16 protein-coding genes and 1 tRNA gene are annotated in these 14,992 nt (G+C 68.9%); 8 read left to right on the top strand and 9 right to left on the bottom strand.

Going from position 1 to position 14,992, the window contains the following annotated elements; genetic code table 11:
- Positions 1 to 15 precede the first annotated feature (15 nt).
- The 4 genes from gshB to trxA all read right to left on the bottom strand — a co-directional run bounded on the left by gshB (position 16) and on the right by trxA (position 2,910).
- A complete protein-coding gene (gene gshB, locus GGQ93_RS07980) occupies positions 16 to 972 on the bottom strand; it encodes a glutathione synthase (RefSeq protein ID WP_183216258.1) in 957 nt (318 codons plus the stop codon).
- Between the two features lie 88 nt (positions 973 to 1,060).
- Positions 1,061 to 1,255 (bottom strand): Trm112 family protein, encoded by a 195-nt coding sequence (locus tag GGQ93_RS07975; RefSeq protein WP_054764499.1) that lies wholly within the window; start codon positions 1,253 to 1,255, stop codon positions 1,061 to 1,063.
- A gap of 79 nt (positions 1,256 to 1,334) precedes the next feature.
- Positions 1,335 to 1,991, bottom strand: coding sequence for an LON peptidase substrate-binding domain-containing protein (locus GGQ93_RS07970; RefSeq protein ID WP_182714353.1), 657 nt, complete (start codon positions 1,989 to 1,991; stop codon positions 1,335 to 1,337).
- 13 nt (positions 1,992 to 2,004) lie between these two features.
- A complete protein-coding gene (gene trxA, locus GGQ93_RS07965; protein WP_182714352.1) occupies positions 2,005 to 2,910 on the bottom strand; it encodes a thioredoxin in 906 nt (301 codons plus the stop codon).
- A 193-nt stretch (positions 2,911 to 3,103) separates the two neighbouring features.
- Here trxA and GGQ93_RS07960 point away from each other — a divergent pair, with 193 nt between their 5' ends.
- Together GGQ93_RS07960 and GGQ93_RS07955 are read left to right on the top strand one after the other, a co-directional pair.
- Entirely contained in the window at positions 3,104 to 4,573 is a 1,470-nt protein-coding gene (locus GGQ93_RS07960; RefSeq protein WP_183216256.1) for an amidohydrolase, read from the top strand.
- Positions 4,573 to 5,913: an amidohydrolase family protein gene (locus tag GGQ93_RS07955; protein ID WP_183216254.1), complete on the top strand. Its 1,341-nt coding sequence runs from the start codon at positions 4,573 to 4,575 to the stop codon at positions 5,911 to 5,913. Before GGQ93_RS07960 ends, GGQ93_RS07955 begins: the two co-directional genes overlap by 1 nt.
- 60 nt (positions 5,914 to 5,973) lie before the next feature.
- Here the strand turns inward: GGQ93_RS07955 and GGQ93_RS07950 are convergent, their stop codons facing one another.
- Complete coding sequence (locus GGQ93_RS07950; protein ID WP_183216252.1) at positions 5,974 to 7,383, bottom strand: coniferyl aldehyde dehydrogenase; 1,410 nt, start codon at positions 7,381 to 7,383, stop codon at positions 5,974 to 5,976.
- Positions 7,384 to 7,487: 104 nt separating this feature from the next.
- Here GGQ93_RS07950 and GGQ93_RS07945 point away from each other — a divergent pair, with 104 nt between their 5' ends.
- From GGQ93_RS07945 to arfB, 3 genes are read left to right on the top strand one after another with little or no spacing between them, the layout of a single operon-like run.
- A complete protein-coding gene (locus tag GGQ93_RS07945) occupies positions 7,488 to 8,846 on the top strand; it encodes a PAS domain S-box protein (protein WP_183216250.1) in 1,359 nt (452 codons plus the stop codon).
- 44 nt (positions 8,847 to 8,890) lie between these two features.
- Entirely contained in the window at positions 8,891 to 9,349 is a 459-nt protein-coding gene (locus GGQ93_RS07940; protein ID WP_152949325.1) for a YaiI/YqxD family protein, read from the top strand.
- Positions 9,346 to 9,750, top strand: coding sequence for an alternative ribosome rescue aminoacyl-tRNA hydrolase ArfB (gene arfB / locus GGQ93_RS07935; RefSeq protein WP_183216248.1), 405 nt, complete (start codon positions 9,346 to 9,348; stop codon positions 9,748 to 9,750). Before GGQ93_RS07940 ends, arfB begins: the two co-directional genes overlap by 4 nt.
- Before the next feature lie 7 nt (positions 9,751 to 9,757).
- On the opposite strand, the gene GGQ93_RS07930 is transcribed toward arfB, so the two are convergent.
- The 4 genes from GGQ93_RS07930 to GGQ93_RS07915 are packed head-to-tail and all read right to left on the bottom strand — an operon-like array spanning position 9,758 to position 13,376.
- Entirely contained in the window at positions 9,758 to 10,237 is a 480-nt protein-coding gene (locus GGQ93_RS07930; protein WP_183216245.1) for a hypothetical protein, read from the bottom strand.
- Positions 10,238 to 10,250: 13 nt separating this feature from the next.
- A complete protein-coding gene (ubiB, locus tag GGQ93_RS07925; protein ID WP_183216243.1) occupies positions 10,251 to 11,831 on the bottom strand; it encodes a 2-polyprenylphenol 6-hydroxylase in 1,581 nt (526 codons plus the stop codon).
- Positions 11,819 to 12,607 carry a class I SAM-dependent methyltransferase gene (locus GGQ93_RS07920; RefSeq protein ID WP_183216241.1) on the bottom strand — a complete coding sequence of 263 codons (789 nt, stop codon included), beginning with the start codon at positions 12,605 to 12,607 and terminating at the stop codon, positions 11,819 to 11,821. The genes ubiB and GGQ93_RS07920 overlap by 13 nt, the downstream gene beginning before the upstream one ends.
- A gap of 40 nt (positions 12,608 to 12,647) precedes the next feature.
- Positions 12,648 to 13,376: a Crp/Fnr family transcriptional regulator gene (locus GGQ93_RS07915; RefSeq protein WP_224764305.1), complete on the bottom strand. Its 729-nt coding sequence runs from the start codon at positions 13,374 to 13,376 to the stop codon at positions 12,648 to 12,650.
- A gap of 166 nt (positions 13,377 to 13,542) precedes the next feature.
- Here GGQ93_RS07915 and GGQ93_RS07910 point away from each other — a divergent pair, with 166 nt between their 5' ends.
- The 3 genes from GGQ93_RS07910 to GGQ93_RS07900 all read left to right on the top strand — a co-directional run bounded on the left by GGQ93_RS07910 (position 13,543) and on the right by GGQ93_RS07900 (position 14,911).
- Complete coding sequence (locus GGQ93_RS07910; protein ID WP_182714345.1) at positions 13,543 to 13,848, top strand: 4a-hydroxytetrahydrobiopterin dehydratase; 306 nt, start codon at positions 13,543 to 13,545, stop codon at positions 13,846 to 13,848.
- Positions 13,845 to 14,645, top strand: a complete 801-nt coding sequence (locus tag GGQ93_RS07905; RefSeq protein WP_054764511.1) for an SDR family oxidoreductase — start codon at positions 13,845 to 13,847, stop codon at positions 14,643 to 14,645. Before GGQ93_RS07910 ends, GGQ93_RS07905 begins: the two co-directional genes overlap by 4 nt.
- Positions 14,646 to 14,834: 189 nt before the next feature.
- Positions 14,835 to 14,911 (top strand) — tRNA-Arg (locus GGQ93_RS07900).
- The last annotated feature ends 81 nt before the right edge of the window (positions 14,912 to 14,992 follow it).

Raw genomic sequence — 14,992 nt, 5'->3', positions numbered from 1 at the left:
TAATTCAAGTAGCGATTACGCAACCTGTGCGGCGCGTTTCGCTTCTATGACCTCCCACATCCGCGCCGTGGCGTCGACGCCGGTGAAGGTCTTCAACTGTTGGGCGCCTGTGGGGGAGGTGACGTTGATCTCGGTCAGCCAGTCGCCGATCACGTCGATCCCGACGAAGATCAGACCCCGCGCCTTGAGGGTCGGACCGATGGCGGCGCAGATTTCAAGATCGCGCGGCGTCAGCTCGACCGGCGCGGCCGTGCCTCCGACCCGCAGGTTGGACCGGACCTGGTCCTTGGCCGGAATTCGGTTGATGGCGCCCACCGGCTCGCCGTCCACCAGCAGGATGCGCTTGTCGCCCCTGGACACGGCGGGAATGAATTTCTGGATCACCAGAGGATCGCGCGATCCCATGGCGTGGATTTCGATCAGAGCATCCAGATTGGGATCATCCGCCTTCAGCCGGACCACGCCCGAGCCTGCGGCCCCATGCAGGGGCTTCAGCACCACCTCGCCGTGGCGCCGGTGGAAGTCGCCCAGCTGGACGGGGTCGGAACTGATCAGGGTCGGCGGGGTCAGGTCGGGGAAGCGTGTCACGAGCAACTTCTCCGGCGCCGAACGCACCTCGGCCGGATCGTTGACCACCAGGGTCGAAGGGTGGATCGTTTCCAAGAGATAGGTGGCGGTCACATAGGCCATGTCGAACGGCGGGTCCTGACGCATCAGAACCACGTCGACGTCCTGTCCCAGGTCCAGCCGAACGGGGTCGCCGAAATCGACATGATCGCCGGCCTTGCGACGAACGGCGACCGGACGGGCGCGGCAGTAGAGCCGACCCTCCTCAAGGGCCAGGGTGCGGAAATCATAGACCCACAGCCGGTGCCCCCGCGCCTGGGCCGTTTCGGCCATCAGAAAGGTGGTGTCGGACTCAATATTGACGGCCTCGATCGGGTCCATCTGGATGGCGACTTTGAGGGTCATGGTGTCTGGGGCCTATCGCGCCTTGCGCTGCTTGGGCCCGATCGGCGCGAGGCGCCCGAGCCGTGGGTTCGTCTTCGTCTGCTGCGGTTCAGTCCAGCGGCCTGGCTTCTTCGGCCAGCATGATCGGCACGCCTTCCCGGATCGGATAGGCCAGTTTGGCGCCCGGCGAGATCAGCTCGCCGGCCTCGCGGTCATAGGTCAGGCGGCCCCGCGTTACCGGACAGACCAGCACCTCGAGCAGGCGAGGATCGACGGAAACCGGCGTCTGGAAGGCGTCGCTCATGAGGGCTCCTGTCGTCTGCGAAAACCAGGTCGGAAAGGCTGTTTAGGGTCACGGCGCGCTTTGCGCCATATGGGCGGGCCTATTGGATCGACGAGGCGGAGTCGTCGCCCCCGTCGGCGGCGTCGATCCGCAACAGGGCGGTCAGGGCCTCGGCGCGCGACATCAGGCTCATCGACTCCAGCAAGGCCTGTTTTTCGGCGGGTTCGAACGGCAGGGCCATGGCCAGGCTGTTGACCAGGGCCTCCATAGGCGCGGTCTCGGCCGTGTCCCAGTCGATGTCCAGGGCGCGGTGGGCCATATAATCCCGCAAGGCGTCCAGAAAGGCGTGGCGGTCGAAATCCGGCTCCTCAGGCGGGGGCGCCAGATCGTCCTCATAGGCGTCGAACGCCGCCCGCACCTGTCGATACGGCGTCTTGGTCGGCAGTTCGGCCGCGACGCGGAATCGCGACACCCCGGTCAGGGTGATCAGATAGCGCCCGTCCGACGTCTCGGCGAAGCCGGTGATCCGTCCGGCGCAGCCGACCGAAGACAGGCCGGGCAGGGCCGGCGTCCCGCCCTTGGGCTGAATCAGGCCGATGATCCGGTCGCCCGCCATGGCGTCGTCCACCATGTTCAGATAGCGCGGCTCGAAGATGTTCAGCGGCAGCTGTCCGCGCGGCAACAGGATGGCGCCGCCCAGCGGAAACACCGGAATGACCTGGGGCAGGTCCAAAGCGCGCACATAGCCCTGGGGCATGGAGGTGTCCGCCCTAGGAGAAGAGGATGGAGGACAGGCGGCGGCGCCCGTCCTTGGAGACGTCCGACCCCAGGCCGGCCGCCTCGAAGATGACCAGAAGCTGTTTGCGCGCGGCCTGATCGTTCCATTCGCGATCGGCCTGGACGATGGACAGAAGATTGTCGATCGCCCCCTTGAAGTCGCCGGCCGCGCTCTGGGCTTCGGCCAGGTCGAAGCGCGCCTGATGATCGTTCGGATCGGCCGCGACCTTGGCTTCCAGCTCGGCCGATGCGCCGGCGGGCGCCTTGGCCGCCAGGGCCAGCTGGGCCCGCACGCTCTGAACCGCCGGTTCCTTGGACTCGGCCGGCGCCATGGCGATGGTCTGGGCCGCCTGTTCGACGTCGCCGCCCGCCATGTAGACGCGCGCCAAGCCGGCGATGGCCTTTTCGTTCTCCGGCTCGATCGACAGGACGTGGGCGAAGGCCTGGGCCGCGCCGCCGAAGTCGTTCAGGCCCAGCGATTCTTCGCCCAGCTCCAGCAGCTGAGCGGTCTCGGCGGAGCCGCCCTGGCCGCCGGTCAGCTTGTCGATGAAGGCCTTGATCTGGCTTTCGGGAATGGCGCCCTGGAAGCCGTCCACCGGCTGGCCGTTGACGAAGGCGTAGACGGTCGGGATCGACTGCACGCGCAGCTGGCCCGCATAGGCCGGGTTGGCGTCGACGTCGATCTTGACCATCTTGACCGCCCCCTTGGCGGCGCGCACGGCCTTCTCCAGCGCCGGGCCCAGGGTTCGGCAGGGGCCGCACCAGGTGGCCCAGAAGTCGACGATCACCGGCTGGGTCTTCGACGCCTCGATCACGTCCTTCATGAAGGAGGCGTCCGTGCCTTCCTTGATCAGGTCGCCGGAAGGGCGCGGGTCCAGGGTCGGGTCGGCGAAGGTCATGGGGAAGTCCGTGTATCGAAGAGCCTTAGAACCCCAGATGGTCGCCTTACCGGCCCAACACAACTCCCCCGGCCGTGCGAGCATGGCGCGATCGAGAAAGAACGTCGAAATCTTTTGACGGCCGGGCGGCGAGCCCCTTCTATGACAGCTGCAAGACACGCCGGGGCTGGCGTGTCGTCGGGAGAGGGATCTGATGATCAGACATCATCTGCGGGGCGTCGGCCTCGCGGCCTTGGCGTGCGCCTTGGGCCTGTCGGCCTGCGCCACGACGGAGCCGGACCAGGGCGGGACCGCCCCGGCCAAGGACAGGAGCCTGGCGGCCGGGCTGGACCCGGCGACGAGGTCGGACCCCTATCCTTCGACCTATCAACCGTTGCCGCGCGAGAATTTCGCCGTGGTCGGGGCTACGGTCCTGACCGGGACGGACCGCAAGATCGAAAACGGCGTGGTCGTGGTCACCGATGGCAAGATCGCCGCCGTCGGCGACGCCTCGACCCCCGTCCCTGCGGGCTATCGGCTGATCGAGGCGCGCGGCCGCTATGTCACGCCGGGGATCATCGACGTCCACAGCCACCTGGGCGTCTATCCGTCCCCCGGGGTCCAGGGCATGAGCGACGGCAATGAGGCGACCAGCCCGAACACCGCCCAGGTCTGGGCCGAACATTCGCTTTGGCCCCAGGATCCGGGCTTCAACACCGCCCGCGCCGGCGGGGTGACCACGCTCCACATCCTGCCCGGCTCGGCCAATCTGTTCGGCGGCCGGGGCGTCACCATCCGCAATACGCCCTCCATCACCATGCAGGGCATGAAGTTTCCGCAAGCCCCCTATACGCTCAAGATGGCTTGCGGCGAGAACCCGTCGCGGGTCTATGGCGGCCGCAACCAGAGCCCGGCGACCGGCATGGGCAATATGGCCGGCTATCGCGCCGCCTTCATCGCCGCGCGCGAATACAAGGCCAAGTGGGACAAGTGGCAGGCGGATCACGAGGGTTCGCCCCCGACCCGTAACCTGCAGAACGAGACCCTGGCCGGGGTGCTGGACGGCTCGATCCTGATCCAGAACCACTGCTACCGCGCCGACGAAATGGCGCTGATGATGGATATGGCCAAGGAGTTCGGCTACCGCATCACCACCTTCCACCACGCCACCGAGGCCTATAAGCTGGCCCCGCAACTGGCCCAGGCCGGCGTCTGCGCGGCCATGTGGACCGGCTGGTGGGGCTTCAAGATGGAGGCGCTCGACGCCATCGAGGAGAACGCCGCCCTGGTGGACGCAGCCCAGGGCTCCTGCGCCGTGATCCATTCCGACGACGCCGAACTGACTCAACGGTTGAACCAGGAAGCCGCCGCCGCCCTGTCGGCCGGTCGCCGCGCCGGCCTGAACATTTCGGAAGAACACGCCATCAGCTGGATCACCTCCAACGCCGCCAAGGCCATCGGCGTCGCCGACCAGACCGGCTCGCTGGAGGCCGGCAAGCGCGCCGACGTGGTGATCTGGAGCGCCGATCCCTTCTCCATCTACGCCCGCGCAGACCAGGTCTTCATCGACGGCGCCCTGGCCTTCGACCGGACCAACCCCGCCTATCAGCCGACCAGCGATTTCGAGCTGGGCCAGCCGGGCTATGGCCTGACCGCCGCCAACGTCGCCGAAGGAGCCCGCTGATGCGTCTGCCTCACATCCTTGCGGCCGCTGTGGCCGCCCTGTCTGTCGCCGCGCCTGCGGTCGCCCAGGACACTGTTGCGATCACGGGCGGGCGGGTTCTGACCGGAACCTCCGTCATCGAGCGCGGCACGGTGGTGATCCGCGACGGCAAGATCGTCTCGGTCGGAACGGGCGCCGCCCCGGCCGGCGCCCGCGTCATCGACGCGACCGGCAAGACGGTCGCCCCTGGCTTCGTCGCCGTCGATTCCGGCCTGGCCGGGACCGAGGTGGGCTCGGTCGGCGGCACCAATGAGCTGCGCAACGCGTCCAACACCCTCAGCGCCGCCTTCGACATCTCCTATGGCCTCGACCCCTGGTCCTTCACCCTGCCGGTGGCGCGTCTGGGCGGCATCACCCGCGCCGTGGTCGTGCCCCAGCACCCCGGCTCGTCCGGCGGCCATGTGCATGAGGACGAGACGGCCGGCGCCGGCGACGGCGGCTATCAGACGCCGGGCCTGTTCGCCGGCCAGGCGGCGGTCATCGACCTGGGTCAGGATGCGAACATCCTGGTCAAGCCGCGCGTGGCCATGGTCGCCCCCTTCGGCGAGGCCGGGGCCGACATCGCCGGCGGCGCGCGCGGCGCCCAGTTCGTCCTGTTCAAGGAGACCCTGGCCGAGGTCCGTCTCTACGCCCGCAACAAGTCGGCCTATGAGCGGGCGGGCCTGCGCGACCTCAGCCTGTCGCGCGCCGACCTGGAGGCCCTGATCCCGGTCGCCAACGGTTCGATGCCCCTGATCGTCACCGTCCACCGGGCGTCCGACATCCAGCAGGTGCTGCGTCTGGCGCGCGAGGAAGGGATCAAGCTGATCCTGGACGGCGCCGAGGAAGGCTGGCTGGTCGCCGGCGAGATCGCGGCGGCGGGCGTGCCCGTCTTGCTGAACCCCATCTCCAACCTGCCCGCCGATTTCGAGATGCGGGCGGCGCGGATGGAGAATGCGGCGGCCCTGAACGCGGCCGGCGTCGTCATCGCCATCAAGGGCAACGAGGGTTCGACCCACCGCGCCCGCGAGGCCCGCTACAACGCCGGCAACGCCGTCTCGCACGGCCTGCCTTACGGCGCCGCCATCGCCGCCCTGACGGTCAATCCGGCCAAGATCTTCGGCATGGCCGGACAGTTCGGCCAGATCGCGCCGGGCGCCGCCGCCGACGTCGTGGTCTGGTCCGGCGACCCGCTGGAGCCGCTCAGCCAGCCCTCGGCCGTCTTCATCGACGGGGTCGAGCAACCGTTGACCAGCCGCGCCCTGCTGCTGCGCGACCGTTATCGTCAACAGACGCCGATGCCGCCGGCCTATCGCAACTGACGGCCTTTCAGGTCTGAACGGAAGGGCGGGACCGCAGGGTTCCGCCCTTTTGCGTCTTGCCTAACGGGCCAGAAACCGCAGGGCCGCGCGCGCCAGCCGGCCCGCCGCCCCGTCCCACGGCGGTCCCAGCCGTTCGAAGGCGTTCACCGGCCCCACGTCATAGACCGCCCGCGCATGGCTGAAGCGCTTGAAGCCCTCAGGCCCGTGATAGGCGCCCAGGCCGCTGGGGCCGACCCCGCCGAACGGCAGGTCGTTCTGGGCGATATGGAGCATGGTCCCGTTCAGGGTCACGCCGCCGGACAGGCCCGAGCCCAGGATCCGGTCGCGCGTCCGCGCCTGGTTGGTGAAACCGTAGAGGGCCAGGGGCCGGGGCCGGGCGGCGACAAAGGCCAGGGCTTCATCCAGGCTGTCATAGCCGACCACCGGCAGGACCGGGCCGAAGATCTCCTCCTGCATCAGCAGGCTGTCGCTCGGCGGGTTCAGCACCAGGGTCGGGGCGATCTTGCCGGTGTTCCCGTCGCCCGCATCCGGGTGCTCCAGCACCTCGGCCCCCGCCGCCTTCGCCGCCGCCACCGCCTCGCGCAGCCGCACCCGGTGACGGTCGCTGATCACCCCGCTGTAGTCGGGATTGTCCTGAAGCCTCGGATAGGCCCGGCGCGCCTGATCCAGCACCGCCTCGGCGAAGGCCCGGACCTGACCGGCCGGGACCAGGGCGTAGTCGGGGGCGATACAGGTCTGGCCCGCGTTCAGGAATTTGCCGAAGGTGATCGACCGCGCCGCCTTGTCCAGCGGATAGTCGGGCGCCACCACGGCCGGCGACTTGCCGCCCAGCTCCAGCGTCACCGGCGTCAGGTTTTCCGCCGCCGCCCGCATCACCTCGCGCCCCACCCGCGTCGATCCGGTGAAGACCAGATGGTCGAAGGCCAGACGCGAAAAGGCCTGGGCCACGTCGATCCCGCCGTTGACCACGGTCAGCACCGCCGGATCGAACCGCTCGGCCACGGCGGCCTCCAGCAGGGCGCCGAAGGCGGGCGTCAGCTCGGACGGCTTGATCATCACCCGGTTGCCCGCCGCCAGGGCGTCGACCGTCGGCCCCAGCGCCAGCAGCAGGGGATAGTTCCACGGCGCGATCACCCCGACCACGCCCAGGGGCTCATGCCGGATCCAGGCCCGCGACGGCTGGAACATCAGGTCCACCGGCCGCCGCTCGTCGCGCATCCACCGCCCCAGACGGGCGCGCGCATGGTCCAGGCTGCGGATCAGGGGCGTGACCTCCAGCAGCCCCGTCTCCATCGCCGACCGCGCCCCGAAATCCGCATCTATGGCCCGCGCAAAGGCCTCGCGCCGCTCCAGCACCAGGGCCTTCAGCGTCTCCAGCCGCCCGCGCCGCTCCTGGGCCGACGCAGCCCCCTCCGCCCGCGAGGCCGCGTGCTGAAGCCCGAACCGGTCCGAGAGCTGAGCCTGGGTCATCCTGTTCCGATCCTTCGCACCAATTTTTCTCGTATAATCAAAATCATTGCCAGATAACCCCGGCTTATCTAGGGTTGTCGAACCATCGGAGGCAGACGCCGGGCATGACCAGATCCATCGCGGTGACCAGCGAGCGCCTGGGGCGGATCGTTGAGGAGGCCGCGAGCGAGGTCTATGTCTTCGGCGTAGAGGACTTCTATTTTCGACTCGTCAACAAGGGCGCCCGGGAAAACCTGGGCTACAACGCGGACGAACTGTCCCGCCTGACGCCCTGGGATCTGAAGCCCCGCATCCGTCGCGACGACTTCCTGGCTCTGATCCGGCCGCTCCTCGCCGGCGAAGTCGATCGGCTCGACTTCGACACCGTCCATCGGCGCAAGGACGGGTCCGAATACGACGTCTCCGTCAAGCTCCAGCTGTTCGACGACGGCGACGACCCGGTCTTCTACGCCGCCATCCAGGACACAACCCAGTACCGGCGGGTGGAGCAGCAGCTGCGCGACACGGCCCAGCGGCTGGACGTCATCCTCGACAATACCACCATGGCGGTCTTCCTGATGGACGACCGGCAGCACTGCGTCTTCATGAACCGGGCGGCGGAAAAACTGACCGGCTACGCCTTCGAGGAGACCACCGGGCGACCGCTGCACGACGTCATCCACCATACCCGTCCGGACGGATCCCACTTCCCCCTGTCCGAATGCGCCATCGACCGCGCCTTCCCCGATCGGGCCGGCGTCCAGGGGGAAGAGGTCTTCGTCCACAAGGACGGCGGCTTCTATCCCGTCGCCTTCACCGCCAGCCCCATCCACGGCGAGGGCGCCCAGGTGATCGGGACCGTGATCGAGGCGCGCGACATCAGCGAGGAGAAGCGCAACGCCGAGGTCCGCAACCTCTTGATGCACGAGGTGGACCACCGGGCGCGCAATCTTCTGGCCATCGTCCAGTCCCTGGTGCGCCTGACCCGCGCCGACGATCTGGACGACTACAGGTCGGTCCTGGCGGGCCGGATCGGCGCCCTGGCCCGCGCCCAGACCTCCCTGGCCAGCCGGCGCTGGGAGGGCGGGCGGCTGGAGGACGTCGTCTGGGAAGAACTGGACGCCCTGTGTCCGAAAGAGGCGGTGGAGGTCGAGGGTCCGCCGGTCGATCTGTCCCCCGAACAGGTGCAGCCCCTCAGCATGCTGCTGCATGAGCTGGCGACGAACGCCAGCAAATATGGAGCCTGCAGCCGCAGCGGCGGTCGCATCTGCGTGGACTGGGCGATCAAGGACGGTCAGGCGACCCTGAGATGGCGCGAGGTTGGCGGCCCGCCCGTCAGTGCGCCGACGCGCCAGGGTTTCGGCTCTTCGCTGCAAACCAATATGGCCCGGCAACTGGGCGGCGCCTTGAGCCGCAACTGGGCGAGTGAAGGATTGGAGGTGGAGATCGTCTTCCCTCTGGAGCCCCCGTCGCCGATCGCATGAGGGAGGGTGTGGCGCCCCACCCCCGTCCGCGCTAGGTCAGGCCCATGCCGACCGCCCTCTACATCGACGCCGACGCCTGCCCGGTGAAGGAGGAGGTCTATCGCGTGGCGCGGCGCTATGGGCTGAAGACCTATGTGGTCTCCAACGGCTGGATGCAGGTGCCGCGCGAGGCCCTGATCGAACAGGTGGTGGTGGACGCAGGCCCCGACGTGGCCGACGACTGGATCGCCGAACGGGCGGGTGTGGGCGATGTGGTGATCACGGCCGACATTCCCCTGGCCGACCGCTGCCTGAAGGCCGGGGCCCAGGCGCTGAAATCGAACGGCCAGGCCTTCACCCCGGACTCCATCGGCTCGGCCCTGGCCGGGCGGATGGTGGGCGAGCATCTGCGGTCGATGGGGGTGGCCACCTCCGGCCCGCCGCCCTTCTCGGCCGCCGACCGGTCGCGCTTCCTCCAGGCCCTGGACCAGGCCGTGGTCAAGGCGCGCAAGGCCGCTCCATGAGCACCGTCATTCCCGAGGAGGAGCTGGAGTTCCGCTTCTATCGCGCCGGCGGCCCCGGCGGGCAGAACGTCAACAAGGTCTCGACCGCCGTCCAGATGCGGTTCGACGTGAAGAACTCCTCCAGCCTGACCGAACCGGTCAAGGCGCGGCTGATGAAGCTGGCCGGCAGTCGGCTGACGCTCGACGGGGTGATCCTGATCAACGCCGTCCGTTTCCGCACCCAGGAGCGCAACCGCGCCGATGCGATCCAACGGCTGCAGGCCCTGGTGGACGAGGCCTCGATCAAGCCGGTCGTCCGCGTCCCGACCCGGCCCACCAGGGCGTCGAAGGAGCGCCGGCTGAAGGCCAAGACCAGCCGCGCCTCGATCAAGTCGGGGCGGGGCCGACCGTCGCTCGACTAGGCTCGGATCACTCTTCGACCGGGCGGAAACGCAGGCCCGCGATCCGATCTTCGGGATCGAACAGGATCATCCATTCGGTCACCTTGTTGTCGAAAGTAATGCGGAACAACTGGGCGTCGCCTTCGGCCGCCACGAAGTCGATGGAGCGGACCTCCCCGAAGCTCTTGATCAGGGGGATCAGCTGGGGCGCCAACTGGCGCATGCGCCCGCCCAGGTCGGGGGTGAAGACGGCGTAGTTGAAACCGGCGCCTTGGGCCGAGGCGATGACGTTGCGCAGCGCGTCTTCCGCACGAGCGATGTCGGGCGCCTGGGCTGGGGTCTGAGGTTCGGCTTGGGCCTGGGTGGGCGTTTGAACGGGGGGGACCTGGGCCGCCGGGGCTGCGCCGTCGAAGGTGTTGGCCACGGCGCCGGCCGCGACCTGGCTGAGGGCGGCGTGCGGCGCGGCGACAGCGGTCAATGCCAGGGCCACGATCAGGATGGTCTTCATGCGAAGGCTCCGGTCAGTGCAGATAGGGCCAGAGCGAAAGGCCCAGGGCCGTCAGGGCCGCGACGACCGCGACCGTCAATGAAGTCGCGACCCAAGCCGGAGTTCTCGGCTTTTCGATGACCATCGCCGTCGGGGCGGGCGGATCATGGATCAGGCGCGAAAGGGCCCGCGCCGCCGCGATCACCTCGTTCAGGGCGTCGCGCGCCTGGGCCTGGGGCCCCAGTTCGCGGCGAATCCACCGCTCCACCACCGGCTGGGCGGCCTTCCACAGGTCGTGGTCCGGCTGAAGCCGGCGGGCCACCCCCTCGACCGAGACCATGGTCTTTTGCAGCAGAATCAGCTCGGGCCTCAGCCGCATGTCGAACAGGGCGGTGATCTCGAACAGCTGGCCCAGCAGCCGGCCCATCGACACCTGGCTGGCGGCGCGTCCGATCACCGGCTCGCCCACGGCGCGCAGGGCCTGGGCGAAGGTCTCGACCGAATGGTGCGGCGGCACATAGCCCGCCTCGAAATGGACTCGTGCGATCCGGTCGTAATCCCGGCTGATGAAGCCCCACAGGATCTCGGCCAGATAGCGTCGCTCGGCCGGACCCAGCCGCCCGACGATGCCGAAGTCGATGGCCGTCAGATGGGCCGGGGCGCTGGCGAACAGATTGCCCTCGTGCAGGTCAGCGTGGAAAACTCCGTGATCCAGGGCCTGAACGAGGAAGGCGCGCACCACATTGTCAGCCAGGAGGTCGGTGTCCAGCCCCGGCAGCTCGGCCAGGGTCGGGTCGGTCATGGGCAGACCTGGCGCCCATTCCAGGGTCAACACCCGCTTGCCGACCCCGTCCCAGACGACGGCTGGGGCGGACATATAGCCGTCCTTGGCCAGGACGTCGGCCATTTCGCTGGCCGCCGCCGCCTCCAGCCGCATGTCCAGCTCCAGCTCCAGCGAATTGGCGATGGTCTCGACGAATGCCTGGGGCTCCAGCCGGCGCGACAGGGGAACCAGCCGGTACACCAGGGCGGCGCCCAGCCGCATGGCGTCCAGACCGTCGGCGACCCGCCGCTCGACCCCCGGCCGCAGCACCTTGACCGCCACGGCCCGACCGTCCGCCAAGGTCGCCCGGTGCGCCTGGGCCAGGGAGGCGGCGGCGACCGGCGGGCTCAGGTCGATGAACAGGCTCTCGACCGAGCGACCCAGGGATTTCTCGATCTCGCGCCGCGCCTCTTCCAGCGAAAAGGGCGGCAGGGCGTCCTTCAGCCGGCCCAGGTCGCGGGCGAACTGAATGCCGAAGATGTCGGCCCGCGTGGCCAGGACCTGGCCCAGCTTGATCGCCACCGGCCCCAGATGTTCGAAGGCCTTGCCCAGCCTCTGGCCCGGCCGCCCCTCGCGCCCGTCGCGACCCGACAGCATCTGCACGGACCGGGCGAAGGGCCGGGCCCAGACCGGCAGCAGGGGGGTGACCTCGCGCGGGATCAGGGCGTCGTGGCGCGCCAGCACCCACAGCCAGCCGACCAGGCGCAGGAAGGCGGCCACGGGGTTGCGCACCGCGACGGCGGCGGGCGGCGGCGGAGCCGTGCGATAGATCCGGCCGGTCAGATCGCCCACCCGTGGTGGATGGCGGCGATCCCGCCCGACAGATTGGTCACCGACACCCGTTTGAACCCGGCCTCTTCGATCAGGGTCTTGAAGGCCGCCTGGTCGGGGAAGCGGCGGATGCTCTCGACCAGATACTGATAGCTGTCGCGATCCTTGGCCACCCAGCCGCCGATGCGCGGAATGGCGTGGAAGGACCAGGCGTCATAAAGCTTGCGCACCGGCCCCGCCGTGGGGCGCGAGAACTCCAGGCACAGGAACCGCCCGCCGGGTTTCAGCACCCGCCGCGCCTCGGCCAGGGCCTTGTCGATATGGGCCACGTTGCGGATGCCGAAACTGATCGAATAGGCGTCGACCGATGCGTCCGGCAGGGGCAGGTTCATCGCGTCCCCGACCGACCAGCTCATCTCCGGCTCGCCGCCCTTGGCCACGCCCGCCAGGATCATCTCGACGTTATAGTCCAGCACGATGACCGAGGCGTCCGCCCCGCCGCGACGCTCCTGGGCCGCGCGCGCCATCTTGGAATAGCGCCGCGCCATGTCGCCGGTGCCGCCGGCCACGTCCAGGATGGTCTCGCCGGGGCGCGGGTTCAGCTTGGCGGCGGCGATGTCCTTCCACACCCGATGGACGCCGACGCTCATCAGGTCGTTCATCACATCGTAGTTCGAGGCGACGGAGTCGAAGACCCCGCGCACCATCTTCACCTTTTCGCGCGCGTCGACGTCGCGGAAACCGAAGGAGGAACGGTCGCCCGACGAATGCGGGCCGTGGGAGGAGGCGTCGGTCATAATCGGGGGTCTAGCGCGTCACGAGCCGCCCGTCACGCGATCAGGCCGCCTCGGATCCGGCTTCAGGCCCGGCTTCCGGCTGGGGCAGGGCCAGATCCTTCATCACCTGGCGCATCAGGCCGTAGCAGCCGCAGGACGCCGCCTCCAGACCGTCGCGGTCCCGCACCCGCACCCAGCCGCGGCCGCGCTGGATCAGCTTCCTGTCCTCCAGCACCGTGCCCACTTCGGATACGGTGGCGCGCCGCACGCCCAGCATGCCGGCGATGTCGGCCTGGGTCAGGTCGATCCGGTCGTCCTCGGCCCGGTCGTGCAGGGTCAGCAGCCAGCGCGCCAGCCGCTCGTCCAGCCGGTGCTGGGCGTTGCAGGCGGCGACCTGCTGCACCTGGGCCATCAGGCCTTCGGTGAAGCGCGACAGGGCCTGGCGCAGGGTTTCGCTGGCGTCCAGCGCCGCGCCGAACACCTCGGCCGAGCAGCAGGCGGCGACGCCGTCGCCCTGGGATATGGCGCGGCTGGCGGCCCGGGCGTTGAACGGGCCGCAGGTCACCCCGACCAGGCCCTCGCGGCCGATGGCGGCCGTCTCCACCGTCTTGTCGTCAGGCAGGACGGTCATCAACGACACCACCCCCTTGATCGGGAACCAGACCTGATCGACCGCCTCGCCGGCGTCGTACAGCATCTGGCCACGCGCGACCTCGCGTTCCTCCAGATAGGGTTCGATCCGCTCGCGGTCCGCCGGATCGAGGGCGGCGATCCACAGATTGTCCATCATCCTCTTTCCTCTACATCCGACGTCAGCAGCAACGCTTTTCGTCCACGCCCAACGCCCAAGCTTGATCCCGCGTTCCGCGACCCTTTCGGGGTCATGTTGCGGCGTCGCCTGTACGCTTGCGGCGCTCTCCCGAACGCCTTACGCCTTGGAAAAAAGAGGAAGCCCCATGACCGACGTCCGCATCGAGGTCGCGAAAGCGCTCGAAACCCTGCCCGCCTGGCGCGCCGACGACGGCGACCGCCCCGCGATCGGGCGCTCGCTCAGGTTCGCCGATTTCAACGCCGCCTTCGGCTTCATGACCCGCGTCGCACTGATGGCCGACAAGATGGACCATCACCCCGAATGGTCGAACGTCTACGACCGGGTCGAGGTGCTGCTGACCACCCATGACGCCGACGGGGTGACGGACAAGGACGTGACCCTGGCCCGGTTCATCGATCGCGCCGCCGCCGAAACGGGGGCGATCTCGTGAGCGCTCCCCACGCCCGCCCCGGCCGCGTCGCCGGCAAGACCGTCCTGATCACCGGCGCCGCCGGCGGCCTGGGCGAGGCCATGGCCTTCATGATGGCCCGCGAGGGCGCCCGCCTGGCCCTGACCGACATCGACGGCGACCGCGCCGCCGCCCTGGCCGCCCGCATCAACGCCGAAATCCCCGGCGCCGCCTTCGCCTACGCCCACGACGTGGCCGACGAAGCCCAGTGGGAACAGGTGATCGCCGCCGCCGTGGCCGACCTCGGCGGCCTGTCGGTCCTGGTCAACAACGCCGGCGTCGGCGGCCCCCTGGCCTTCGTCGAACAGGACACGGTCGACAACTGGCAACGTCAGTACGAGATCAATCTGCGCTCGATCATGCTGGGCGCCAAATACGCCATGCCGCACCTGCGCGCCGCCGCACCGGCCTCGATCATCAACATCTCGTCGATCGCCGGCCTGGTCGCCGCCCCCGGCATGGGCGCCTATAACGCCACCAAGGCCGCCGTCTGGATGTACACCAAGACCCTGGCGCTCGAGGCGGCCAAGGCCGACTGGAACGTGCGCTGCAACTCGGTCCATCCGGTCTTCATCAAGACCCCGATCCTGGATCCCTTCATCGCCATGGCCGGCGGCGACGAGGCCAAGGCCCACGAACGCCTGACCCGCGGCATTCCCCTGAAGCGGATCGGCGACCCGGACGACGTGGCGTACTGCGTCCTCTATCTCGCCTCCGACGAATCCAGGTTCGTCACAGGGTCCGAATTCAAGATCGACGGCGGCATGACCGCGCAATAGGGCCCAGGCGCCCTATGGCTTTCTTTTGGGGGCCTACCGCGCTTCGCGCTGCTTGAGGCCGTGGGCGCGCTCCGGCATTTCGCACCGGCGCCAGTTTGGAACGGTATCCGCCCCTCATCTGCGTATTCGGGGATTGAGGCCGCCCGCCGCTTGCTGTAAGCGGCCTCTTCCGGCCTTCTCGCCGACCACGCACCCGTAGCTCAGCTGGATAGAGCGTTGCCCTCCGAAGGCAAAGGTCACACGTTCGAATCGTGTCGGGTGCGCCACTTTGGTTTAAAGCCGAGAACTCCGCCAGCGGCGGCTTGACGCCCTCGTCGCGTGCCGAAGGTCTGCGCAAGCTCGGTCTG

The sequence above is a fragment of the Brevundimonas aurantiaca genome (genome assembly GCF_014199955.1).
Taxonomy (GTDB): domain Bacteria; phylum Pseudomonadota; class Alphaproteobacteria; order Caulobacterales; family Caulobacteraceae; genus Brevundimonas; species Brevundimonas aurantiaca.
This window is presented reverse-complemented; position numbering and strand designations above follow the sequence as displayed.